The following is a 24,159-nucleotide window of genomic DNA, read 5'->3' as shown; positions in this document are numbered from 1 at the left end:
TACTGCACTCGGGAGGGTGTGGGAGAGTAGGACGCCGCCGGACTCAACGTGATAGAAAGGCCCACCCCACACGGGGTGGGCCTTTCTTTTTTGCTACCCGAGAGCGGAGACACCCCCCGGGCGAGTGTGGGCCGGACCCCAGGGCAATGGACGTGCCACCGGAAGGCCCCGCCGGTATGCTGGCGGCGGGCCGTGACTGGCGCGTTCGGATGGCTGACCATCGGGGAGCGGCTCCGTCGAGACGACGACCTGCCGTGCGCCTGGGCCTCTTCGCTACGTGATAGGGAGGTCCTACTGTGTCTGGTGTGAACCCAGTTGAGTTGAATGCCGAATCCACCGCTTTCCGCTCCGCCCTCGACGTGGTCCGCTCCATCGAGCCGCGCATCGCCGACGCGATCGCCAAGGAGCTGCAGGACCAGCGTGAGTCGCTGAAGCTGATCGCGAGCGAGAACTACGCCTCGCCGGCCGTCCTGCTCGCCATGGGGAACTGGCTTTCCGACAAGTATGCCGAGGGCACCATCGGCCGCCGCTTCTACGCCGGCTGCCAGAACGTCGACACCGTCGAGTCGGTTGCCGTCGAGCACGCGAAGGCGCTGTTCAACGCGCCGTATGCGTATGTGCAGCCGCACTCCGGGATCGACGCGAACCTGGTCGCCTACTGGGCGATCCTGGCCGACCGCGTCGAGGTGCCCTACCTGAAGAAGTTCGAGAAGCGGCAGATCAACGAGCTGACCGACGCCGAGTGGGCCGGGCTGCGGCAGGCGTTCGGTAACCAGCGGCTGCTCGGCATGTCGCTGGACGCCGGTGGTCACCTCACCCACGGTTTCCGGCCGAACATCTCCGGCAAGATGTTCGACCAGCGCAGCTACGGCGTCGACCCGGCGACCGGCCAGATCGACTACGCGGCCCTGCTGGAGACGGCACGCGAGTTCAAGCCCGCCGTGATCGTGGGCGGCTACTCGGCGTACCCCCGGAAGGTGAACTTCGCGAAGATGCGCGAGATCGCCGACGAGGTCGGCGCGACCTTCATGGTCGACATGGCGCACTTCGCCGGGCTGGTGGCCGGTGGGGTCTTCACCGGCGACTACAACCCGATCCCGCACGCGCACATCGTCACCACCACCACCCACAAGAGCCTGCGTGGCCCGCGCGGTGGTGCGGTGTTCTGCCAGCCGGAGCTGTCGTCGCAGGTGGACCGCGGCTGCCCGATGGTCCTCGGTGGCCCGCTGCCGCACGTGATGGCCGCCAAGGCGATCGCTTTCGCGGAGGCCCGCCGGCCGGAGTTCGCGACGTACGCGCAGCAGATCGTCACGAACAGCCAGGCTCTCGCGGAGGGCCTGGCGAAGCGGGGCGTGCAGCTGGTCAGCGGCGGCACCGACAACCACCTGGTGCTGCTCGACGTGCACCCGTTCGGCATCACCGGCCGGCAGGCCGAGCAGGCCCTGCTGGACAGCGGCATCGTCACGAACCGCAACGCGATCCCGAACGACCCGAACGGCGCCTGGTACACGTCGGGTATCCGGATCGGCACCCCGGCGCTGACCAGCCGCGGCCTGGGCGTCGCGGAGATGGACCAGATCGCTGAGCTGATCCACACGGTGCTGGGCAACACCAGCCCGGCCGAGGGTTCGAAGGCGAAGTTCAGCCTGGACCCGGCGCTGGCCGACCGGGTCAGCAAGCAGGCGTCCGAGCTGCTGGCACCGTTCCCGCTCTACCCGACCGTCGACCTGGGCTGAGAATCGCGTCCCCCGCCGCGGCTTCAGCCGCGGCGGGGCGGCAACCGGTGCAGGGTCACCCCGGTCAGTTCGCCGCCGGCTGTCTCCGCGGTCAGGAACGTGGCGTACGGCTGACGCCGGCGATCCGTGGGTGAGCCGGGGTTGAGCAGCCGTAATCCGGTCGAGGCGGTGCTGTCCCACGGGATGTGCGAGTGGCCGAACACCAGGACGTCCACGTCGGGGAACCGGGCCGCGCAGCGTTCCTCCCGCCCGGTGGCCGGCCCGGTTTCGTGCACCACCGCCAGCCGGAGCCCGTCGAGCTCGGCGTAGGCGATCTCCGGTAGCCGTTTGCGTAGTTCCGGCCCGTCGTTGTTGCCGTAGCAGGCGATCAGCCGCGCGGAGCGGCCGGCGAGCGCGTCGAGCATCGGCACGTCGACCCAGTCGCCGGCGTGGATCACCACGTCGGCGTCGTCGATCGCTGCCCACAGCGGGCCGGGCAGGTCTCGCGCGCGCTTCGGAACGTGCGTGTCGGCGATCAGTACGAGGCGCATACTTCGATCCTAATTGTCCTTGGATGCGTGTCGTGGGCGTTGTTGCAGGCCGCGCCGGAACCGGTTCCGGATTCATTGTTATCAAGCCGTGTACGCGCTGGTGAACGCCGTGAGCAGGGATTCGAGCGAGATGTCGGCCCGGTTCCGGAACTGTGACGAACTATGGACATGAATTCCTGACCCTCCTTACGGTTCGGCCGGGGAGCGCTCTCCAACCGCTTCCCGAGCGGCGCAAGACCCGTCCCCTTGCGCCTTCCCGTTCCCCGAGGAGAAGCAATGAGACGTTCCCCATGGCGGCTCGCCGCCGCCGGGGGCCTGGTCGCCGTTCTGGCGGCCGGGCTCACCACGATCACCGCGAGCGGAGCCACCGCCGCCGAGGTGCTGTTGTCCCAGGGCAAGCCGGCGACCGCCTCGTCCACCGAGGCGTCCGGCGCGTACGCGGCATCCGAGGCGGTCGACGGCAACGCGGGCACCCGCTGGTCATCGGCTTTCTCCGACCCGCAATGGCTGCAGGTCGACCTCGGCACCAGCAGGTCCATCTCCCGGGTGGAGCTGAGCTGGGAGACGGCGGCCGCCAAGGCCTTCCAGATCCAGGTCTCCGACAACGGGTCGAGCTGGAACTCCGTCTACTCGACCACCACGGCGACCGGCGGAAACCAGAACCTCACGGTCAGCGGCACCGGCCGGTACGTGCGGATGTACGGCACCCAGCGCACCACCGGCTACGGCTACTCCCTCTGGGAGTTCAAGGTGTTCGGTGACGACGGCGGCACCGGCGGCCCGACGATCCCCGGTGGCGGCAGCCTCGGCACCAACGTGGTGGTCTTCGACCCGTCCATGTCGAGCGCGTCCATCCAGGCCCGCGCCGACGAGATCTTCCGGCAGCAGGAGACCGCCCAGTTCGGCACCGGTCGGTGGGTGCTGGCGTTCAAGCCGGGCACCTACAACGGGCTGAACATCCAGGTCGGTTTCTACACCTCGGTGGTCGGCCTCGGTCAGAACCCGCAGGACGTACGGATCAACGGCGACATCACCGTGGACGCCGGCTGGTTCCAGGGCAACGCCACCCAGAACTTCTGGCGGTCCACCGAGAACCTGTCGGTCTACCCGGTCAACGGCACCAACCGGTGGGCCGTCTCGCAGGCCGCTCCGTTCCGCCGGATGGACATCCACGGCAACCTGAACCTGGCGCCGAACGGATACGGCTGGGCCTCCGGCGGTTACATCGCCGACTCGCGGGTCAGCGGCAGCCTGGGGCAGTACTCGCAGCAGCAGTGGCTCACCCGCAACAGCCAGATCGCCTCGAACACCAACGGCGTCTGGAACCAGATGTTCGTCGGCGTCCAGGGCGCTCCGTCGGGTGCCGGTTACCCCAACCCGCCGTACACCACCATCGCCAGCACCCCGGTGATCCGGGAGAAGCCGTACCTGTACCACACCGGGTCCGACTACGCGGTCTTCGTGCCCAGCCTGCGGACCAACAGCACCGGCATCAGCTGGGCGAACGGCAACACGCCGGGCACCAGCATCCCGCTCTCGCAGTTCTATGTCGCCAAGCCGGGTGACACCGCGGCGCGGATCAACCAGGCGCTGGCCCAGGGCCTGAACCTGATCTTCCAGCCGGGCATCTACCAGATCGACCAGACGATCAACGTGAACCGGGCCAACACCGTCGTGCTGGGTCTGGGCTACGCCACGATCATCCCGATGAACGGCGTCACGGCGATGCAGGTGGCCGATGTGGACGGCGTGAAGGTGGCCGGCATCCTCTTCGACGCGGGCACCACTCTCTCGCCGAACCTGCTGGTGATGGGTCAGAGCGGGTCGTCGGCGAACCACGCCGCCAACCCCTCGTCGGTGCAGGACGTGTTCCTGCGGGTCGGCGGCTACATCGCCGGCAAGGCCACCAACAGCCTGCTGGTGAACAGCAACAACGTGATCATCGACCACATCTGGGCCTGGCGTGCCGACCACGGCAACGCCGGCACCTACAGCTGGACGTCGGCCCTCGGTGACCACGGTCTGATCGTCAACGGCAACGACGTGACCGGGTACGGGCTGTTCGTCGAGCACTACCAGAAGTACCAGGTGATCTGGAACGGCAACGGCGGCCGGACCTACTTCTTCCAGAACGAGATGCCCTACGACCCGCCGACGCAGGCCGCCTGGCGGACCGGCGCGAACGGGTACGCCGCCTACAAGGTCGCCGACTCGGTGAACACGCACGAGGCGTGGGGCATGGGCAGCTACTGCTACTTCAACGTGAACCCGTCGATCCACGCGGACCGGGGCTTCGAGGTGCCGGTCAAGTCCGGGGTGCGGCTGCACAACGTGCTGACCGTGTCGCTGGGCGGCAACGGGGTCATCGACCACGTCGTCAACAACACCGGTGCGCCGGCGCAGGGCACGGCGACCGTACCGTCCTATGTAGTCAACTTCCCGTAGGCGGGCGCCCGCTACCGCGTACGGATCAGCTCACCACTGCCGCGGGGGATCAGGGTCGTCGCCACCCGGATCTCCCGCGGCGGGCCGTCGTGGCCGTCGATGCGCTCGAAGAGCGCGCCGGCGGCCGCGCGGCCGATCCGGGCCGGGTGCTGCGCCACCACGGTGACCGCCGGCTCGAGCAGGTCGGCGAGCGGGAAGTCGTCGAAGCCGACCAGCGCGACCGACCGGTGCAGGTTCAGCCGGCGCAGTGCCCGGACCGCGCCGATGGTGATCAGATTCTGACTCGTGAACAGGGCCGTGGGGGCATCCGCGCGGCGCAGCAGGGTCAGCGTGGCGCGTTCCGCGGCGGCCTCACCGCGGATGTCGTGCAGCACCGGGCCGGGCCGGTGACCGAGCGCCTGGAGGTAACCGCGGAAGCGCTCTCGGGCGGTAGCGATGCGCTGGTAATCGCCGAGGAACGCGATCCGGCGGTGGCCGTGCGCGACGAGGTGGCGCACCGCTCCGGCGGCGCCCGCGACGTTGGTCGAGACGACCGTGTCGGCCTCGAAGCCGGACGGCGGCCGGTCCACGAAGACGATCGGCGTGCCGGTGAACCGGCTCAGGTAACCCTGATCAGAACCGGCCGGTGCGACGATCAGCCCGTCGGTCTGCCGCTGCCGGAACGCCCGGGTGAGTTCGCGTTCCCGGCGGTCGTCCTCGCCCAGGCTGCCGGTCAGCACGTGCACCCCGCGGTGGTGCGCCTCCTCCTCGATCGCCCGGTGCACGGCGCCGGAGAACGGGTTCGCGACGTCGTCCAGGAGCACCCCGATGGTCCTCGTACGCCGGTCGTTGCGCCGCAGCATGCTGGCGCCGAGATGCGGCCGGTAGTCCAGCGATTCGACCGCGGCGTGGACGCGGGCGGCCAGGTCGGGGGTGACGCTCGGCTCGCCGTTCACCACCCGGGAGACGGTCTTGAGGCTCACCCCGGCGGTACGGGCCACGTCGTTCATGGTCGGCTTTCCGGACATGTGGGTCACCCCGCAAGCGATGATCACGTAGTGCAACAAACTCGGAACTAATTGTTGACACGTACAAAACGCGGGCGTCTACTCCAAGACAACGTTGTCTCTCGATGTCCGGAGGAGACATGCGCCAGCCATCCAGGCTCCTGGCCGCCGCGAGCTGCATGCTCCTGGCGCTCGCCGGCGCCGCGTGCAACCGGGGCGGGAACGAACAGGTCGTCGGCCTGATCACCAAGACCGACACGAATCCGTTCTTCGTGACGATGAAGCAGGGCGCTCAGACATCCGCGGACCAGCTGGGCGTCGAGCTGCAGACCTTCGCCGGCAAGGTGGACGGCGACAACGAGGCCCAGGTGCTGGCGATCGAGAACCTGATCTCGTTCGGCGCCAAGGGTTTCCTGATCACTCCGAACGACTCGAAGGCGATCGTGCCGGCCATCGACCGGGCCCGCGAGGCGGAGATGCTGGTCATCGCGCTGGACACGCCGGTCGAACCGGTCGATGCCGCGGACGCCACCTTCGCCACCGACAACTTCGAGGCCGGCCGCCTGATCGGGCAGTGGGCCAAGGCGAAGTTCGACCGCGGCGGCACCGAGGCGAAGATCGCGATGCTGGATCTCAACGCCAACCAGGTCTCCGTCGACGTGCAGCGTGACCAGGGCTTCCTGGAGGGATTCGGCATCGACGTGGGCGACCCCGGCCGGATCGGCGACGAGAGCGACCCACGGATCGCCGGGCACGACGTCACCGACGGCAACGAGGAGGGTGGGCGTACCGCGATGGAGAACCTGTTGCAGAGGGATTCGTCGATCAACCTGGTCTACACCATCAACGAGCCGGCCGCGGCCGGGGCGTACGAGGCGCTCAAGGCGGCCGGCAGGGAGCGCGACGTCACGATCGTCTCGGTCGACGGTGGCTGCCCGGGGGTCGACAACGTGGCCAACGGCGTCATCGGCGCGACCTCGATGCAGTTCCCGATCCGGATGGCCGAGCTCGGGGTGGCCGCCATCGCGCAGTACGCGAAGGACGGCACCCGCCCGCAGAACACCGCCGGCAAGAACTTCGTGGACACCGGCGTACAGCTGATCACCGACGATCCGCAGGCCGGCGTGGAGGCGAAGGACTCCGCGTGGGGCAAGCAGAACTGCTGGGGGTGAACTCGGACATGACCGACTGCACCGAGCGGCAGCCGCTGCGACCGGCACGACAACGTCGCAGGCGAGGGCCAAGAGGGCATGTCAGGGAGGCGCAGTGACCACCACCGCAGACTTCGAGACCCGGCAGCACGACTCGTTCGGGCTGCGCCTGCAACAACTGCTGCACGGCAACCCGGTTCTCGGGCCGCTGGCCGTGCTGCTCGTGGCGATCATCGCGTTCTCGATCGTCAACACCCGGTTCTTCTCCGCGGCGAACCTCTCGCTGGTGCTTCTCCAGGTGACCGTCATCGCGACCCTGGCGCTCGGGCAGACGCTGATCATCCTGACCGCCGGCATCGACCTGTCGGCCGGTGCGATCGCGGTCTTCTCGTCGATCCTGATGGCGCTGTTCGCCACCGACGCCGGGGTGCCGGGGCCGATCGCGCTGCTGCTCGGGTTCGCCTGCGGTACCGCGATGGGCGCGGTCAACGGCATGCTCGTCACGAAGATCAAACTGCCGCCGTTCATCGTCACGCTCGGCACGCTGACCATCTTCTTCTCGCTGAACTCGGTGGTCAGCAACAGCGAGACGGTGCGCGGCACGGACATGCCGGGGCTGATGACCTGGACCGGAGAGTCGATCCCGATCGGTGCGTTCCGGCTCAGCTACGGCTCGATCATCATGCTGCTGCTGTTCGGCTTCTTCGCCTATGCGCTGAGCTCGACGGCGTGGGGAAAGCACGTCTACGCGACCGGTGACGACGTGGAGGCGGCCCGGCTGGCCGGTATCCGGACCGGGCGGGTGCTCTTCTCGGTCTACACCGTGGCGGGTCTGCTCTACGCGGTGGCCGGCTGGATCCTGATCGGACGGCTCGCCTCGGCCAGCCCGAACGTCGGCACCGAGTACAACCTCGACTCGATCACGGCGGTCGTGCTCGGCGGCACCAGCCTCTTCGGTGGCCGCGGCGGCGTGATCGGCACCCTGATCGGGGCGCTCATCGTCGGCGTCTTCCGCAACGGCCTGCAACTGAGCGGGGTCGAGGTGGTCTGGCAGGGCTTCGCGATCGGTCTGCTCGTGCTCATCGCGGTCTCGCTGGACCAGTGGATCAGGAAGGTCAAAACATGACGACTCCGGTGTTGCAGGCCAAGGATCTCTCCAAGCGTTACGGCCGGGTCGTTGCGATTGAGGGCAGCGACCTGGAGCTCTATCCCGGTGAGATCCTCGCCGTGATCGGTGACAACGGCGCCGGCAAGTCCAGCCTGATCAAGGCCCTCTCCGGGGCGCTCATCCCGGACCGAGGCGAGATCCTGCTGGACGGCGCCCCGGTCCACTTCCGCAACCCGATGGACGCCCGGTCGGCCGGCATCGAGACCGTCTACCAGACTCTCGCGGTCGCCCCCGGCCTGGACATCGCGGACAACCTGTTCCTCGGCCGCGAGGAACGCCGGTCCGGCCCGCTGGGATCGATCTTCCGGATGCTGGACCGCAAGCGGATGCGTGACGAGGCCGCCCGGCACATGAGCGAACTCGGCGTGGCCACCCTGCAGAACATCGGCCAGGCCGTCGAGTCGCTCTCCGGCGGCCAGCGGCAGGCGGTCGCGGTGGCCCGCTCGGCCGCCTTCGGCAGCAAGGTGGTGATCCTCGACGAGCCCACCGCCGCACTCGGCGTCAAGGAGGGCAACCGGGTCCTGCAGCTCATCCGCGACGTCCGCGACCGTGGTCTGCCGGTGATCCTGATCAGCCACAACATGCCGCACGTCTTCGAGGTCGCGGATCGCATCCACATCCAGCGCCTCGGCCGCCGGGTCGCGGTGATCACCCCGCAGTCGCATTCCATGTCCGAGGCGGTGGCCATCATGACCGGTGCGGCTGCGCCGCCCGAGGATCAAAAGCCCTGATTCGTACGCCGTGCGAGCCGTCGCCGGATCGGGTAGGCAGAAGGTATGACCGTCGGGGTGACCGGAGCAACCGGGAATGTCGGATCACGAGTCGTGCGGCTGCTCGCCCAGGCCGGTGAGCGGCCCCGGGTGCTGGTGCGCGACCCCGGGCGGCTCCCACCGGACCTGGCCGGCGCGGCCGACGTCGAGCGCGGTGACCTGCGGGACGCCGCGTTCGTGACGTCGGCGGTCGCCGGCCTCGACGCGCTGCTCTGGGTGACGCCCGAGGACATGACCGCCGCCGACCCGCTGGCCGAGATGGCCGCGGTGGTGGCCAACGGCGCCGCCGCCGTGCGGGCCGGTCGCGTCCGGCGGGTGGTGGTGATCAGCAGCGTCGGTGCGGAGCGGCGGCACGGGGCCGGGTTCATCGACGGCCTGGCGCGGGCCGAGGAGGAGTTCGCCGCGACCGGCGCCGACGTGACCATCCTGCGCAACGGTTACTACTTCACCAACCTGTTGGGCAACCTCGAGGAGCTGCGCGAGGGCCGGCTCACCACGACGATGCCGGCTGACCGCCCGCTGCCCTGGGTCGACCCGCGCGACGTCGGTGAGGTGGCGGCGGCCCGGCTGCTCGCCTCCGGCTGGTCCGGCACGGTGGTGCAGGCGGTGCACGGGCCGGCCGACCTGACCTGGGCCGACGTCGCCGGGATCATCGCGGCGGGCACCGGCACGAAGGTGAGCCTGGACGTCGTCACCGACGAGGTGATGGCGGCAGGGCTGCGACAGGCCGGTCTGCCGGAGCCGGTGATCGCGGGCCTGGTCGGCATGACCGCCGGGACCCGGGACGACTTCGCGCCGGAGCAGCCGCGGACGGCCGTCACCACCACGCCGACCACGCTGGCGGAGTGGGTCGCCGGAACACTGGTCCCGATGCTGCGCGGCTGATCCCGGGGGAACACTCAAGCGGGACCCCGCGCCGTCGATCAGTCCCGCATGTCGATCCGCCGAGCACGCCGGCGCCCGCGCGCTCGGACCAGCTCCCGCCTGTTCGCGACCTACGCCGCGGCCAGCCTCGTGCCCGTGATGGCGCTGGGCGCGGTGATGCTGCACGGCTACCGGGACGACGCGGCCGAGCAGGGACGCGCGCAGGGGCTGGCACAGGCCGCGGTCATCGCCGAGATGGCGATCGCCCCGGCCCTGAACAGCGCCGAGACGCCGCCCAGCGAAGGGCTCGCCGGCGGCCTCACCACCACCCAGCTGGAGGGGATGCGGGCGGCCACCGAGCACGCCGTCTTCCGTGGTTCGGTGCTGCGGCTGCGACTGCGTTCCTTCACCGGGCGGGTGGTCTTCTCCGACGACGGTTCGACCAGTGGCGGCGTGCCCACCTCCGACCCGGACTTCCAGGCCGCCGCGGCCGGTGAGTCGCGGGCCACCGTGTCCGGCGGCGGCGCCGAGGTTATCCGGGTGCTGCAGCCGCTGGTGGCGAGCGCGTCCGGGCAGTCCGTCGGGGTGCTCGAGCTGTACCTGCCGTACCGGTCGATCGCCGAGCAGTCGCACGCGCAGGTGGAACGTGCCTGGTGGCGGCTGTGTGGTGCGCTCGTCGTCCTCTATCTGGTGCTGGCCGTGCTCGCCTGGTCGACCACCCGGTCACTGAGCCGCTACGCGGCCCGCCAGGAATACCAGGCGACGCACGACGCGCTGACCGGCCTGCCGAACCGGGCGGCGTACCGGGCCCAGGCCGAACGGGTGCTGGCCGGCGCGGTCCGCAACGGTGGCGCCGGCGCCGTGGTGCTCGCCGACCTCAACCGGTTCAAGGAGGTCAACGACACCCTCGGCCACCACGCCGGCGATGAGCTGCTGCGCGAGGTCTCCGTGCGGATGCGCGCCTGCCTCGGCCCGGACGACCTGCTGGCCCGGCTCGGCGGCGACGAGTTCGCGCTGCTGCTGCCGGGACGCGGCCGCGCCGAAGCGGTCGCCCTGCTGCAGACGATCTGCGACCGGGTGTCCGACGAGATGGTGCTGGACGGTGTGCCGCTCTCCATCGAGGCGAGTTTCGGCGTCGCCCTCTATCCCGAGCACGGCGTCAACCTGCAGGAGCTGAAGCAGCGCGCGGACACGGCCATGTACCAGGGCAAGCGCGGCACCGCGGATGTCGTCGTCTATGCCGGCGGCGACACCGGCCACCCGCACCAGTGGCTGGTGGTCCAGGCGGAACTGCGGCACGCGCTGGAGCGGGACGAACTGGTCCTGCACTACCAGCCGAAGGTGGCCCTCCCGTCCGGCGAGATCAGCGGGGTGGAGGCGCTCGTCCGCTGGCAGCACCCGCAGCGCGGCCTGCTGCCGCCCGGCGAGTTCCTGCCGGCCGCCGAGCACTCCGGGCTGATCGTGCCGCTGACCGAGTGGGTGCTGCGCCGGGCCCTGGCCGATCAGGCCGACTGGACCGCGCAGGGCCGCGACTGGCCGATCTCGGTCAACGTGTCGGCCCGCAACCTCGAGGTGCCGGGTTTCGCCCAGCACGTCCGGGACCTGCTCGCCGCCACCGGCGCGGCGCCGCACCGGCTGATCCTGGAGGTCACCGAGACCGCGCTGGCCGGCGACACCGGCAGCGTGGTGCGCTCCGTGACCGACCTCGGCGCGGCGGGCGTCGGGATCTCGGTGGACGACTTCGGCACCGGCTACACCAGCCTGTCGCAGCTGCGCGGCCTGCCGATCAACGAAATCAAGATCGACCGGGCGTTCGTCGCCGACGTCGCGCGTGACCCGCAGAGCCAGGCGATCGTCCGCTCGGTGATCGAGCTCGCGCACGGCCTGGGCAGCCGGGCCACCGCCGAGGGCGTCGAGTCCGCCGAGATCAGCCGGTGGCTGGCGGGCGCGGGATGCGACGAGGCACAGGGCTATCTCTACGGGCGGCCGGTGCCGTGGCCGCAGATCTCCGTTGCATCGATTACCGAGGGAGCAGGCAGATGAGGTACATCCGGCGGGCTGTGGCGCTGGTGGGTGCGGTGGCGGTGCTGGCGGCCGGCGGCTGTGCCGGTGGCGAGGCGACCACCCAGGCCGGCGCGCTGGACGCGATCGGCACGGTGACGGTCGACCGGACACTGCACGACCAGCTGCCGCAGGCGGTGCGGGCGCGTGGATCGCTGCGCTTCGTCACGGACGCCAGTTACGCGCCGATGGAGTTCTTCGCCGCTGACGGCCGTACGATCATCGGCTTTGAACCGGACCTGGCCGCCTCGCTCGCCGAGGTGCTCGGCGTGCGCGCCGAGATGGTGAACGGTGCGTTCAGCACCGCGCTGGCCGAGGTGGACGCCGGAACCTATGACGGTGTGCTGTCGTCGATGACCGACACTCCCGAGCGGGAGAAAGAGGCCGACTTCGTCAACTACTTCAGCACCGGCACCTCGATCGTCGTGCAGCGCGGAAACCCGACCGGCGTCACCGACCTGACCAGCCTCTGCGGGCGAACCGTCGCGACCGAGCACGGGACGTTCCAGGAGGCGATGCTGCAGGGCCTGCAGAAGGGGTGCGGTGCCCGGCCGATCACCATCGACAGCCGGCCGACGAACGCCGACGCGCTGGTGCTGTTGCGCAGCGGACGGGCCGCGGCCGTTCTGATCGACTTCCCGCCGGCGGCCTATCTGGTCACCGACAGCCGGACCAGCGCTTTCTATCAGCTCGCCTCGGACGAGCAGTACGACCCGGGCCTGTTCGGCATCGCGGTGGACCGGGACAACGCCGCGCTGCGGGACTGTCTGCGCGCGGCTCTGCAGCGGCTGATCGAGTCCGGCACCTACGCCGAGTTGCTGGCCCGCTGGGGTCTGTCGTCGAGCGCTGTCACGACCGCGACAGTGAACGGCGCATCGACGACGATGTGAACTACACACACGTGTAGTACGCTACACGCGTGAGTAGTGACAGCGACCTGACCGCCCGGGCCCGGATCCGCGACGCCGCGATCGCGCTCTTCACCGAGCGCGGCATCGCCGGCGCCACCATCCGCGACATCGCGCAGGCCGCCGGCGTCTCCTCCGGGCTGCTGCGGCACCACTTCGGCTCCAAGGAGGGCCTGCGCGACGCCTGCGACGAATACGCGATGGGTCAGATCACGCAGATCCAGATGCGGTTCACCGAGACGCAGACGTTTCCGGCGCTCGCCCCCGGCACCCTCGCCCTGCAGCAATACCTGGTGCGTTCGCTGATGGACGGCTCGTCCCGCGGGGCGGCCATGTTCGCCCAGGCGGTCGAGCAGGGCGAGCGCTGGCTGGCCGGCACCCACCTGGAGACGTCCGACCCGCGGGCCTATGCGGCGGTTCTCGGCGCGATGAAACTCGGCATGTTCCTGATGCGCGACCAGCTCTCGGCCGTGCTCGGTGAGGATGTCGGCGAGATGCCCGGCTACCTGCGCATGATTCGGGCGTCGGTGGAGATCTTCGCGCAGCCGCTACTCACTCCTGAGCAGGCCGACCAGGCCCTGAAGGCACTGGATCGGCTCGGCCATCCATAAAGGAGTGACATGGCTGAGGCAGTTGATGTCGACGGACTGATCAAGAGGTTCGGCGCGGTGACCGCGCTGGACGGGCTCGACCTGCACGTGCGGACCGGTGAGGTGCACGGCTTCCTCGGGCCGAACGGGGCGGGCAAGACCACCACCATCCGTGTCCTGCTGGGCCTGATGCGGCCCGACGGCGGCACCGCGCGGCTGCTCGGCGGCGACCCGTGGGCCGACGCCACCGCGCTGCACCGGCGTCTGGCCTACGTGCCGGGCGACGTCACGTTCTGGCCCAACCTCACCGGCGGTGAGGTGATCGACCTGCTCGGCCGGCTCCGCGGCGGTCTCGACACCCGGCGCCGCGACGACCTGATCGAGCGCTTCGAGCTGGACCCGCGCAAGAAGGGTCGCACCTACTCCAAGGGCAACCGGCAGAAAGTGGCGCTGATCGCGGCGCTCGCCTCCGACGTGGAGCTGCTGATCCTGGACGAGCCGACCTCCGGCCTCGACCCGCTGATGGAGGAGGCGTTCCGCGAGGTGATCCTGCAGGAGAAACGGCGCGGCGACCGGACCGTGCTGCTCTCCAGCCACATCCTGGCCGAGGTGGAGGCGCTCTGCGACCGGCTCACCATCATCCGGGCCGGCCGCGCGGTGGAGACCGGCACCCTCGACGACCTGCGACATCTGACCCGCACCAGCATCCGGGCCGAGCTGACCGGCCCGGTGAACGGGTTGGCCACCCTCACCGGCGTGCACGACCTGACCACCGAGGACGGCCGGGTGGCCTTCGACGTGGATGCCGACGCCCTGGAGCCGGCGCTGAAATCGCTGGTCGCCGCCGGGGTCCGCAGCCTGGTCAGCCAGCCGCCGTCGCTGGAGGAGCTGTTCCTGCGCCACTACACCGACGCCGACCGGGCGGGGCGATGACCGGGGCCGGCCGGCTGCTCCGGCTCATCCTGCGGCGCGACCGGATCGTCATGCCGCTCTGGGTGCTCGGCATCGGTCTGTTGCCCTATGTCTATCTGTCCGGCTTCGACACCCTCTTCGCCACCGACCAGGAGCGGGCCGACTACGCCCGGGTCAGTGCGGAGAACGCCGGGTTCGTCGCCCTCTACGGCCCGCTGCACGGCGACAGCGTCGGCGAGCTGGTGGTCTGGCGGGGTGGCTTCGTGCCCGTGATGATCGGATTGTTCGCGCTGCTCACCGTGGTCCGGCACACCCGCGCCGACGAGGAGGCCGGCCGCACCGAGCTGATCCGGGCCACGGTCGTCGGGCGGCACGCGCAGCTGACCGCGGCGCTGCTCGGCGCCGGCCTGGCGAGCCTGGTGACGGGCCTGGTGGTGGCGGCCACGATGATCGGCGCCGGGCAGCCGGCCGCCGGGTCGGTGGCGCTGGGCACGGTCTTCACCCTCACCGGCTGGATCTTCGCCGGAGTGGGAGCGGTCGCCGCGCAGCTCAGCGGCAGTGCCCGCGGTGCACGCACGATCGCCGTGCTGACCCTCGGGGTGGCATATGTGCTGCGGCTCGGCGGGGACATCTCGGCGCTCGGCGACGGGCGGCTGGAGTGGCTGTCCTGGCTGTCCCCGATCGGCTGGGTGCACCGCCTCTTTCCGTACGGGGCGAACGACTGGGCACTCGTGGCGCCGGCCCTGATCCTCACCGCGGTGGCGGTGACCGCCGCCGGATATCTGTCGACCCGGCGCGACCTCGGCTCCGGTCTGCTCGCCGCCCGCCTCGGGCCGGCCGCCGCGTCGCCCGGGCTGCGGTCACCGCTCGCCCTGGCCTGGCGCCTGCACCGGGGGCTGCTGGCCGGCTGGACCGCCGGGTTCGCCGCGCTGGGGCTGGTCTTCGGCGGGGTGGGCAGCAGTGTGGTGCAACTCGCCGAGGACTCGGCCGGGGTGAACGAGATGTTCAGCCGGATCGGCGGGAGCGACGCGGTCGTCGACGCCTACTTCGCGACCGTCGCCGGGATGTGCGGGCTGATCGCGGCGTGCTACGCGGTGCAGGCCGCGCTGCGGATGCGCGACGAGGAGCAGAGCGGGCACGCCGAGGCGGTCCTCAGCACCGACGTGCACCGGTTCGCCTGGGCCGGCAGCCACCTGCTGTTCGCCCTGCTCGGCCCGGCCGCGGCGCTGTTCGCCGAGGGAGCCGTGGCCGGGGTGGTGCACGGCGATCCCGGCCCGGTCGTCGGGGCGTCGCTGGCCCAACTGCCGGCGGTTTGGGTGCTGGCCGGGCTGGCGATGCTGCTGATCGGCGCGGTGCCGAAACTGGCCGCGGCCGCCTGGGGTGCGGTCGTCGCGGCGCTGCTGCTCCTGCTGGTCGGGCCGCTGCTGGAGGTCGATCAGTGGGTGCTGGACCTGTCCCCGTTCACCCATGTGCCGCACCTGCCGGGGGATGCTTTCACGGCCGTACCGCTGCTGGTGTTGACCTTGATCGCGGCCGCCCTCGGCGGCGCCGGACTGCTAGCCCTGCGCCGCCGCGACGTGCCCGCATGATGGGTGGGTGAATCCGCGGGTCAGTGGTCCTTGTTGCGCTTGGGCAGGACCAGCTCCTCGTGGTCCAGCTCGCGGTTGAGCACGCGCAGGCTGTCGTCCTCGAGGCGGCCGGCGTCGCGCCAGCGCAGCAGCTCCTCCCGCTCGGCGTCGATGACCGCCTGGCGGACCATGAGGGCCGCCTCGTACTGCGGGGACTTCGGCAGCTCGTGCGACTCGACCTGCTCCAGCAGGTCGAGTCGGCGGCGGTACCGGTCGAGCCGGACCTCGAGCTGGCGGCGCATCGTCTCGATCGCCTCCTCCTCGACGTTGTCGTGCTGCTGCTCCTGGATGTCGTCGAGCCGGTCCAGGGCCGCGCAGACCGCCGCCGAACGGGCCTCGTTGCGCAGCCGGGCCTTGTCCTTCTGGTTCGCCTTCAAGCCCAGCCAGCGGACCAGCGGCGCGAAGGTGAGGCCCTGCCCGACCAGGGTGACCAGCACGACCGAGATCGCGCAGAAGAAGAGCAGCTCCCGGTCCGGGAAGCCGTGCGGCAGGGTGAAGATCGCGGCGAGCGTGATGACACCCCGGGTGCCGGCCCAGCTCAGCGCGGTCACCTCCTTGCCGGTGAGCGGCACTTCCCGCTTGGTGTTGGTGCCGTCGTCCTCCGCGTCGCTGAGTTCCTGGCCGCCGAGCTGGGTGTGCAGCTGGCGGGGCAGCAGCTGGGTGGCCACCAGCCACAGCGGGCGCAGCAGCAGGACCACACCGAGGGTGATCGCCAGGGCGATGATGATCGTGCTGGTCTGGTACTTCGCCAGCCCGTCGACCACGGTCGGCACCTGCATGCCGATCAGCAGGAAGACCGCACCCTCCAGCAGGAAGTCGATCAGCCGCCAGACCGCGCTGGTCTGCAGGCGGCTGGCGCCGGTGGCGTACCGCGGGGTGTCGTGCCCGATGATCAGGCCGGCCACCACGACGGCGAGCACGCCGGAGATGAACACGTAGTGGTGCACGAACGAGTTCTCGCAGATCAGGTACGCGGCGAGCGGCGTGATCAGGGAGATGGCGTTGGAGTTGAGCGGGTCGGCCCGCAGCGACTTGAGGAACCGGACCGCGTAGGCGACCGCCACGCCGACCAGCACGCCGCCGGCGGCCGCGATGACGAACTTGCCGACCGCGCTGTCGAAGGAGAAGTTGCCGTCGCGCTGCGCGGCCACCGCCACGGTCAGGATGGTCAGCGCGGTCGCGTCGTTGAGCAGGCCCTCACCCTGGATGAGGGTGACCAGCTTGCCCGGCAGGCCGGCCTTGCGGCCGACGGCGAGCGCCGCGACCGGGTCGGGCGGTGCGACCGCCGCGCCCAGCGCGACGCCGGCCGCCAGCGTGGCGCCGGCCACCCAGAGCGAGAAGCCGACGCCGATGAGCAGTGCGGTGACCAGGACGAGGGCCACCGAAAGGCTGATCACCGTACGCATGTTGCGCCGGATGTCCAGCAGGGACGAGTCGAGTGCCGCGTTGTAGAGCAGCGGCGGCAGCACGAACGTGAGGATCAACTCGGGTTCCAGCTCGACGTTCGGGCCGGGAAGATATGCGTAGATGATGCCGATCAGGGTCAACAGCACGGCTGCGGGGAGGCCGGTCTTCTCGGTGACCCAGCGGACCGCGACGATCACCGCGATCGCGCCCAGGACGAAAAAGAGGATCTCCTCGGGGTTCATTCGATCATTGTCGCTGCTGGGCCGTTGTCACTGTTCAGCGGCATCACCGATGTGTTGCTGAGCGGAGACCAGCGCATCCTGGTGCTGGCGGACCACCGGTACGGCGGCGGTGACGATCTTCCGGACGGCCGGGTCGGTGCCGGTGGCGAGCACGATCTTTCCCAGCTTGATGGCCCGCTGGTGGGCGAGCAGCTGGCTGCCGACGAAGAGCGTGTCGAACTCGGTGGCGGAGGCGGCGCGGTACTGCCGGATGAGGTCCTTCTGCTCGGTGTTCGGCGCGGCGGGCAGGCTCACGTCGAGCTTGCGCGCGGCCCGCTGCACGGCGACGTCCAGCCGGCGGTGATAGGTCAGGAGCTGACGCCCGAGGTCGCGCACGGTCGCCGTGCCTCCCTTGCGCAGGGCGATCTTCCCGGCCTTGATCTGGGTCAGGTTGCCCTGGTGGGCGGCGACGAGGAACTCGGCGTCCGGGCTGACCGGCCGCTGCTCGACGGCCGCGGCGGGCGTCGCCAGACCGGCGACCATGGCGATAGCACTCAGAGTGAGAATAAGGTTACGCAAACGCATAACCGCAGGATAACCGGGCAAAGCGGGCGCAAAGGTCGCTTCCTCGAACGATGCCGGGGACCATCGGCATCATGGATCTGCACTACGAGGACACCGGCTCCGGCGGCGACGTGCTGGTGCTGATGCACGGCGGCACGATGGACCTGCGGATGTGGGACGACCAGATGCCGGCCCTCAGCGCCCGGCACCGGGTGATCCGTTACGACGCGCGGGGCCACGGCCGCTCACCCACGGCCACCGAACCGTACCGGCAGTGCGACGACGCGGCCGCGCTCCTGCGGCACCTCGGCGTCGGCCGGGCGACCCTGATCGGGCTGTCGATGGGCGGCTCCGCGGCGATCGACACCACGCTCGAACATCCCGAGCTGGTCGAGCGTCTCGTGGTGATGGGATCGGGCACCAACGAGCCGGAGTTCGACGATCCGTGGATGCTGCAGCGGTTCGCGAACATGGCCACGCTGCAGGAGAGCCGCGACGTGGACGGCTGGGTCACCGAGTTCCTGCTGATGGGGCTGGTCGGGCCGTACCGGGAGCCGTCCGAGGTGGATGCGCGGGTGACCGCCCGCTGCCGGCAGATGGCCACCGACACGGTTCGCCACCACGCCCGCCCCGGCGCCGTGACCCCGCACGGGGTGACCGGCTCGTGGCCGCGGCTGGGCGAGATCCGGATCCCGGCCCTGGCCCTGTACGGAACGCTGGACGCGCCCGACCATGTCGCCATGGTCGAGCGCGTCGCGGCGGGAATCGACGGGTGCCGCCTCGTGCCGATCGAGGGGGCCGCCCACATGCCGAACATGGAGCGGCCCGACCTCGTCGGCGCGCAGTTGCGCGGCTTCCTCGATCAGTAGCGGTAGTGCTCCGGCTTGAACGGCCCCTCGACGTCCACGCCCAGGTACTCCGCCTGCTTCTTGGTGAGCGTGGTGAGACGGACGCCGAGCGCGTCCAGGTGCAGCCGGGCCACCTTCTCGTCCAGGTGCTTCGGCAGGACGTAGACCTGCTTGTCGTACTCACCCGGCTTGGTCCAGAGCTCGATCTGGGCCATCACCTGGTTGGTGAACGAGTTCGACATGACGAAGCTGGGGTGCCCGGTGGCGTTGCCCAGGTTCATCAGCCGGCCCTCGGACAGGACGATCACCGAGTGGCCGTCCGGGAAGCGCCACTCGTGCACCTGCGGCTTGATCTCGATCTTCTCGATGCCCGGGACCTTGGCCAGCCCGGCCATGTCGATCTCGTCGTCGAAGTGGCCGACGTTGCCGACGATCGCGTTGTGCTTCATCGCCGACAGGTGCTCGACGGTGATGATGTCGGTGCCGCCGGTGGTGGTGATGAAGATGTCGGCCTCACCGACCACGTCCTCGATCCGCACGACCTGCATGCCGTCCATCGCCGCCTGCAGCGCGCAGATCGGGTCGATCTCGGTGACCACGACGCGGGCGCCCTGGCCGCGCAGCGTCTCCGCGGAGCCCTTGCCGACGTCGCCGTAACCGCAGACCACGGCCAGCTTGCCGCCGAGCATAACGTCGGTGGCCCGGTTCAGGCCGTCGACCAGCGAGTGGCGGATGCCGTACTTGTTGTCGAACTTGCTCTTGGTGACCGCGTCGTTGACGTTGATCGCCGGGAAGAGCAGCGTGCCCTCCTTGGCCAGCTTGTAGAGCCGGGCCACACCGGTGGTGGTCTCCTCGGTGACGCCCTTGATCCCCGCGGCGATCCGCGTGAAGCGCTGCCCGTCCTCGGAGAGGCTCTTGCGCAGCGTCTCCAGGATGATCCGGTACTCGTGGACGTCGTCCTCGGTCGCGGCCGGAACCGCGCCGGCGCCCTCGAACTCGACACCCTTGTGCACCAGCAGGGTGGCGTCACCACCGTCGTCGAGGATCATGTTCGGGCCCTGGCCGTTGCCGAAGTCGAACAGCTGCATGGTGGCCCACCAGTACTCCTCCAGCGTCTCGCCCTTCCAGGCGAAGACCGGGACGCCGGCCGGCGCGTCGACCGTGCCGTTCGGGCCGACGACGACCGCGGCGGCCGCCTCGTCCTGAGTGGAGAAGATGTTGCAGGACACCCAGCGCACCTCGGCGCCGAGCGCGACCAGGGTCTCGATCAGCACGGCGGTCTGCACGGTCATGTGCAGCGAGCCGGCGATCCGGGCGCCGGCGAGCGGCTTGCTGTCGCCGAACTCGGTGCGCAGCGACATCAAGCCGGGCATCTCGTGCTCGGCGAGACGCAGCTGGTGGCGGCCGGCCTCGGCCAGCGACAGGTCGGCCACGGCGAAGTCGAGACCGTTGATCTTCTGCAGTTTGCTGCTCATGAAAAGAGGGCTCCTCCCTCTCAGGAGGCGCCCTTGCGTCAGTCAACCCGGCCGAGCGTGGCGGATCCGTGGATCCGTTGCAGCGCCTCTCGGCAGGGCCGAACCCACTCTACCGAGCGGCTCGCAAGATCACATCCGGCGGAGTGTCCCGTCGGTGTCGGTAATCACGTAGGTCCCGTCACCCAGCGGCTGCAGATCGTCCTCGTCGATCGTGACGATGCCCAGGTCACCGAGCACCTCGCCGGTGCGGGTGTCCACGCGGTAGTGCCGCCACCAGGGTTCGTCGTCCTCGCCGTAAACCACCACGATCGCGGTGCCGGCGTCCAGGTAGCCGCCGGTCCACTCGATCACCCCGACCTCGGGGTCCTCGCCGAAGTCGGCGACGCTCAACCGGAACCGGCGCTCCCCGCTCGGGAAGTCGTGCAGGACGACGTCCCGCTGCGCCTCGTGGTCCACCGTCATGAACTGCCGCTGGTCCGGGGAGACGTCGATCAGGACGCGGTCACCCCAGCCGTAGTCGTGCAGGTCGCCCTCCGGCCCGGCGAGGAAGATCTGCGAGCCGTCCTGGCCCTCGCCGACGTCGAGCAGCATCCGCCCGTCGGGGAGCGGGAAGTGCGTTCCGCCCTGCCCGGCGGCCGGCACCGGGCGCCGGGACCGCAGGTCACCGGTCGCCGCGTCGAGCACGATCCACTCGTCGGGCGCGTAGACCCAGACCAGGGAGTCGTCGGCGGAGAGGGCGACATCTCCCGGCGAGTCGAGGCCGAAGCGCCACCGCTCACTGCCGTCCGGCCCGATCCGGAGCACCGCCTCGTCGCTCGCGCAGACCAGCCCGTCCCGGGTCGACGGCACCTGCCAGCTCCAGCAATCGGCCGGCACCGGGAAGACCCGGACGGGTTCCAGCTCCGCGTCGAAGACTTCGATGCCGGCGTCGGTCCGGCGGGAGATCACGCGCACGGTGCGCAGCGTAGCGCGGGTGCAATTCGTCACGCGAAGGAGCGAGAAAACATAAAAGACCTTCCATAAACCCTCAAAAACCCCTCACTCTGTACGCGTGAAGCACCCGTATCGCATCCGGGAGATCGCCGCGCAATCCGGGCTCAGCCAGGCCACTGTGGATCGCGTGCTGCACAACCGTGGCGGGGTTCGGGAGAGCACCATCCGTCAGGTGCATCAGGCCATCGCCGAACTCGACCGGCAGCAGGCGCAGGTGCCGCTCGGCGGGCGGACCTATTCGATCGACGTCGTGCTGCACACCTCCCGGCGTTACGGCACCGCGGTCCGGGACGCGCTGGACGCCGAGGTGCCGGGGTTCGCCCCGGCGGTGCTGCGGCCGCGCATCCATCTCGCCGACGGCCCGGGCAACGAGGTGGTCCGGGCCCTGGAGCGGGTGGGCCGGTCCCGCTCCCACGGGGTGATCGTGATGGCTCCTCCGGGGCCGGAGGTGGCCGACGCGGTGGCGCGGCTGGGCGTACCGGTGGTGACCCTCAACGGTGACCTGCCGGCCGGCAAGCGGATCGCCCACGTCGGGGTGGACGACTTCGACGCCGGGGCGACCGCGGCGTACCTGGTGGAGCAGCGCCTCGCGGACCGGGCCGGCGACGTGCTGGTGATCAACGGCAAGGGTGAGCGGGAGGCCGGCTTCCGGGCGCTGCTGCGGGAGCGGGCGCCGGCCCGCCGGCTGCTCACCGTCGACAGCGCGGACGCCGGCCGGGTCCGTGCGACGCTCGCCGGCAACCCGGCGATCCGGGCCGTCTACTCGGCCGGTAGCTGCGGAAACGCCGCGATCGTCGGCGCTTTCACCGACGAGCGCCGCAACTACGACGTGTTCGTGGCGCACGGGCTCGACCGGGAGAACATCGCCCTGCTGCGGGCGCACCAGCTCTCCGCCGTGCTGCACCAGGATCTGCGGGCCGACCTGCGGCACGCGTGTCAGGCGCTGCTGCGGGCGCAGGGGGCGCTGCCTGGACCGATCCGGTCCCGGCCGTCCGCAGTTCAGGTGATCACTCCGTTCAACGTGCCGCCGGCCGAGTTCTAAGTTCACTTCCTGTTCATTCAATTCGCTCCCGAGGTGCCGATGGACCGGTACCGAACGAGAGAGGGATGAACATGGCGGGCAATCGTGGGCTTGGGCAGTGGTGCCGAGACCGGGGGGTTTCCACCAAGGTGCTCGCGGTTGCGGGAGTGGCGATCGCCGGAACCGTGGCGACCGGTGCGCTCAGCATCGTCGGCATCAACGCGCTGCAGGACAGCCGGAACACCGAGATCGCGGAGGTGCTGCCGTACAGCACCAACCTGAACACGGCGGCGCTGACCGCGAAGGCGGCGGCGAACGACGAGCGTGGCTTCTTCCTGAAGGACGGCGACGTCGAGTTCCGTGACGAGGCGCTCGGCCGCAAGGAGAAGGTCGACGAGGCCCTGGCCGCGGCACGGGCCGTCGCCGACGGGGACGAGGTCGGCCGCGTCGACGCGATCCAGAAGGCCACCGACGCCTGGTTCAGCGCGATGGAGGCGGAGTTCGCCCTCTACGAGACCCGGCCCAAGGCGGCCGAGGACCTCGCGCTCGGCGAGAACCGGGACCTTCGCAAGACCTACGAGGGCCTGCTCAACGACGAGATCGAGTATGCCGACGCGGAGCTGCTCAAGGGGCAGAGCTTCGACTCGATGGTGAACCGTACGCGTACCGAGATCGTTGTGGTGCTGGCGGTGTCGCTGGTGCTGGCCGTGGCCGGGGCGCTGTACGTGGCCCGGCTGCTCATCGCGCCCCTGCGCCGGGTCAGCCGGGTCCTGGACCAGGTGGCCGAGGGTGATCTCTCCGGCGACCCGGGCGTGGACCAGCGGGACGAGGTCGGGCACATGGCCGACTCGCTGCGGCGGGCGACCGGCACCCTGCGGCAGACCGTGACCGATCTGACCGCGCACTCGCAGACGCTCGCCGGGCAGGCCGACGCGCTCGCCGCGACCAGCCGGCTCAGTTCGGCGAGCGCCGGTCAGGGCGCTGAGCAGGCGGCCGCGGTGGCCGACTCGGCCGCCACGATGTCGCTGAACATCCAGACGGTGGCGGCCGGCGCCGAGGAGATGGGCGCCTCGATCCGCGAGATCAGCGAGAGCGCCACCCAGGCCGTGCACGTGGCGTCGCGCGCGGTCGAGGTCACCGCGAACACCAGTTCGGTGATGGCCAAGCTGGGGGAGTCGTCGGCCGAGATCGGCAACGTGATCAAGGTGATCACCGCGATCGCCGAGCAGACCAACCTGCTGGCCCTGAACGCGACCATCGAGGCCGCTCGTGCCGGTGAGCTGGGCAAGGGCTTCGCGGTGGTGGCGAGCGAGGTCAAGGAGCTGTCCCAGGAGACGGCCCGGGCCACCGAGGACATCGGGCAGCGGGTCGCCGCGATCCAGGCCGACACCGCCGGCGCGGTCGCCGCGATCGCGGAGATCAGCGAGATCATCGGCCGGATCAACGAGTTCCAGACCACGATCGCCTCCGCGGTGGAGGAGCAGACCGTCACCACCAACGAGATGAGCCGCAACGTCAGCGAGGCGGCGGACGCGGGCGGCCGGGTCGCCGACACGATCACCGCCGTCGCGTCGTCGGTGCAGCAGACCACGACCGGTGTCGCCGAGGCGGACCGGGCCGCGTCCCAGCTCGCCGGGATGTCCGGTGACCTGCGCCGGATTGTCGATCGGTTCTCGCTCTGATGTCATCGGTTTGCTAGGCACTGCAAGAAACGAGCAGAACTACGGAAAACAGCGACCAACTCTTGTGAGTTAAATCACCGGGCATCTATCGTTCACCGTGCGTGTGGAGTTGGGGGGGGGGGCGGGCCCCCACAACGAACCCGGTGGGGGGTGGGGCTGGAAAGAGGCCCCCCGGGGGGTATGGAAGAGGGGGGGGCGC

Annotated in this window: 20 protein-coding genes and 1 riboswitch; of the genes, 14 read left to right on the top strand and 6 right to left on the bottom strand. The window is 70.2% G+C overall.

Annotated elements, in window-relative coordinates:
- Positions 1 to 305 precede the first annotated feature (305 nt).
- On the top strand, positions 306 to 1,736 hold the full coding sequence (locus AB0F81_RS40275) for a glycine hydroxymethyltransferase (RefSeq protein ID WP_360206920.1): 1,431 nt from the start codon (positions 306 to 308) through the stop codon (positions 1,734 to 1,736).
- Between the two features lie 23 nt (positions 1,737 to 1,759).
- Here AB0F81_RS40275 and AB0F81_RS40270 read toward each other — a convergent pair whose 3' ends face one another.
- Positions 1,760 to 2,266: a metallophosphoesterase gene (locus AB0F81_RS40270; protein WP_360206917.1), complete on the bottom strand. Its 507-nt coding sequence runs from the start codon at positions 2,264 to 2,266 to the stop codon at positions 1,760 to 1,762.
- Between the two features lie 276 nt (positions 2,267 to 2,542).
- On the opposite strand from AB0F81_RS40270, the gene AB0F81_RS40265 reads away from it, so the two are divergent.
- Positions 2,543 to 4,711, top strand: coding sequence for a discoidin domain-containing protein (locus tag AB0F81_RS40265; RefSeq protein ID WP_360206914.1), 2,169 nt, complete (start codon positions 2,543 to 2,545; stop codon positions 4,709 to 4,711).
- An 11-nt stretch (positions 4,712 to 4,722) separates the two neighbouring features.
- Here AB0F81_RS40265 and AB0F81_RS40260 read toward each other — a convergent pair whose 3' ends face one another.
- Positions 4,723 to 5,718 carry a LacI family DNA-binding transcriptional regulator gene (locus AB0F81_RS40260; protein ID WP_360206912.1) on the bottom strand — a complete coding sequence of 332 codons (996 nt, stop codon included), beginning with the start codon at positions 5,716 to 5,718 and terminating at the stop codon, positions 4,723 to 4,725.
- Between the two features lie 119 nt (positions 5,719 to 5,837).
- On the opposite strand from AB0F81_RS40260, the gene AB0F81_RS40255 reads away from it, so the two are divergent.
- From AB0F81_RS40255 to AB0F81_RS40215, 9 genes are all read left to right on the top strand, one after another.
- Positions 5,838 to 6,869, top strand: coding sequence for a sugar ABC transporter substrate-binding protein (locus AB0F81_RS40255; protein ID WP_360206909.1), 1,032 nt, complete (start codon positions 5,838 to 5,840; stop codon positions 6,867 to 6,869).
- Between the two features lie 94 nt (positions 6,870 to 6,963).
- A complete protein-coding gene (locus tag AB0F81_RS40250; protein ID WP_360206907.1) occupies positions 6,964 to 7,974 on the top strand; it encodes an ABC transporter permease in 1,011 nt (336 codons plus the stop codon).
- Positions 7,971 to 8,747, top strand: coding sequence for an ATP-binding cassette domain-containing protein (locus tag AB0F81_RS40245; protein WP_360206904.1), 777 nt, complete (start codon positions 7,971 to 7,973; stop codon positions 8,745 to 8,747). The genes AB0F81_RS40250 and AB0F81_RS40245 overlap by 4 nt, the downstream gene beginning before the upstream one ends.
- Positions 8,748 to 8,792: 45 nt before the next feature.
- Complete coding sequence (locus AB0F81_RS40240) at positions 8,793 to 9,671, top strand: NAD(P)H-binding protein (RefSeq protein ID WP_360206901.1); 879 nt, start codon at positions 8,793 to 8,795, stop codon at positions 9,669 to 9,671.
- Positions 9,672 to 9,719: 48 nt separating this feature from the next.
- Positions 9,720 to 11,693 (top strand): EAL domain-containing protein, encoded by a 1,974-nt coding sequence (locus tag AB0F81_RS40235; RefSeq protein ID WP_360206899.1) that lies wholly within the window; start codon positions 9,720 to 9,722, stop codon positions 11,691 to 11,693.
- Positions 11,690 to 12,601, top strand: coding sequence for an ABC transporter substrate-binding protein (locus tag AB0F81_RS40230; RefSeq protein ID WP_360206896.1), 912 nt, complete (start codon positions 11,690 to 11,692; stop codon positions 12,599 to 12,601). The genes AB0F81_RS40235 and AB0F81_RS40230 overlap by 4 nt, the downstream gene beginning before the upstream one ends.
- A gap of 29 nt (positions 12,602 to 12,630) precedes the next feature.
- Positions 12,631 to 13,230: a TetR family transcriptional regulator gene (locus AB0F81_RS40225; protein WP_360206893.1), complete on the top strand. Its 600-nt coding sequence runs from the start codon at positions 12,631 to 12,633 to the stop codon at positions 13,228 to 13,230.
- Between the two features lie 9 nt (positions 13,231 to 13,239).
- On the top strand, positions 13,240 to 14,142 hold the full coding sequence (locus AB0F81_RS40220) for an ABC transporter ATP-binding protein (protein WP_360206890.1): 903 nt from the start codon (positions 13,240 to 13,242) through the stop codon (positions 14,140 to 14,142).
- Positions 14,139 to 15,710, top strand: a complete 1,572-nt coding sequence (locus tag AB0F81_RS40215; RefSeq protein ID WP_360206888.1) for an ABC transporter permease — start codon at positions 14,139 to 14,141, stop codon at positions 15,708 to 15,710. The genes AB0F81_RS40220 and AB0F81_RS40215 overlap by 4 nt, the downstream gene beginning before the upstream one ends.
- A 20-nt stretch (positions 15,711 to 15,730) precedes the next feature.
- Here AB0F81_RS40215 and AB0F81_RS40210 read toward each other — a convergent pair whose 3' ends face one another.
- Both AB0F81_RS40210 and AB0F81_RS40205 read right to left on the bottom strand, forming a co-directional pair.
- Entirely contained in the window at positions 15,731 to 17,398 is a 1,668-nt protein-coding gene (locus AB0F81_RS40210; RefSeq protein WP_360206886.1) for a Na+/H+ antiporter, read from the bottom strand.
- 27 nt (positions 17,399 to 17,425) lie between these two features.
- Positions 17,426 to 17,962, bottom strand: a complete 537-nt coding sequence (locus tag AB0F81_RS40205) for a DUF4142 domain-containing protein (RefSeq protein ID WP_360206883.1) — start codon at positions 17,960 to 17,962, stop codon at positions 17,426 to 17,428.
- A gap of 71 nt (positions 17,963 to 18,033) precedes the next feature.
- Between AB0F81_RS40205 and AB0F81_RS40200 the strand changes: the two genes are divergently transcribed.
- Positions 18,034 to 18,810 (top strand): alpha/beta fold hydrolase, encoded by a 777-nt coding sequence (locus tag AB0F81_RS40200; RefSeq protein ID WP_360206880.1) that lies wholly within the window; start codon positions 18,034 to 18,036, stop codon positions 18,808 to 18,810.
- Here AB0F81_RS40200 and ahcY read toward each other — a convergent pair.
- The gene (gene ahcY / locus AB0F81_RS40195) at positions 18,804 to 20,264 is read right to left on the bottom strand and encodes an adenosylhomocysteinase (protein ID WP_360206877.1); all 1,461 of its coding nucleotides are present in this window, start codon (positions 20,262 to 20,264) and stop codon (positions 18,804 to 18,806) included. The two genes, AB0F81_RS40200 and ahcY, sit on opposite strands and share 7 nt — an antisense overlap.
- An 18-nt stretch (positions 20,265 to 20,282) precedes the next feature.
- Positions 20,283 to 20,361: riboswitch (S-adenosyl-L-homocysteine riboswitch) on the bottom strand.
- Positions 20,362 to 20,393: 32 nt separating this feature from the next.
- On the bottom strand, positions 20,394 to 21,218 hold the full coding sequence (locus tag AB0F81_RS40190; RefSeq protein ID WP_360206875.1) for a hypothetical protein: 825 nt from the start codon (positions 21,216 to 21,218) through the stop codon (positions 20,394 to 20,396).
- Positions 21,219 to 21,315: 97 nt separating this feature from the next.
- Here AB0F81_RS40190 and AB0F81_RS40185 point away from each other — a divergent pair, with 97 nt between their 5' ends.
- Together AB0F81_RS40185 and AB0F81_RS40180 are read left to right on the top strand one after the other, a co-directional pair.
- Positions 21,316 to 22,299, top strand: a complete 984-nt coding sequence (locus tag AB0F81_RS40185) for a LacI family DNA-binding transcriptional regulator (RefSeq protein WP_360206872.1) — start codon at positions 21,316 to 21,318, stop codon at positions 22,297 to 22,299.
- 146 nt (positions 22,300 to 22,445) lie between these two features.
- A complete protein-coding gene (locus tag AB0F81_RS40180; RefSeq protein ID WP_360206869.1) occupies positions 22,446 to 23,960 on the top strand; it encodes a methyl-accepting chemotaxis protein in 1,515 nt (504 codons plus the stop codon).
- Positions 23,961 to 24,159: the final 199 nt, after the last annotated feature.

The organism is Actinoplanes sp. NPDC024001, from assembly GCF_040638955.1.
In the GTDB taxonomy this organism is placed as follows: domain Bacteria; phylum Actinomycetota; class Actinomycetes; order Mycobacteriales; family Micromonosporaceae; genus Actinoplanes.
Note: the sequence above shows the minus strand (reverse complement) of the source record. Positions and strands in the feature narration are given on the sequence as shown.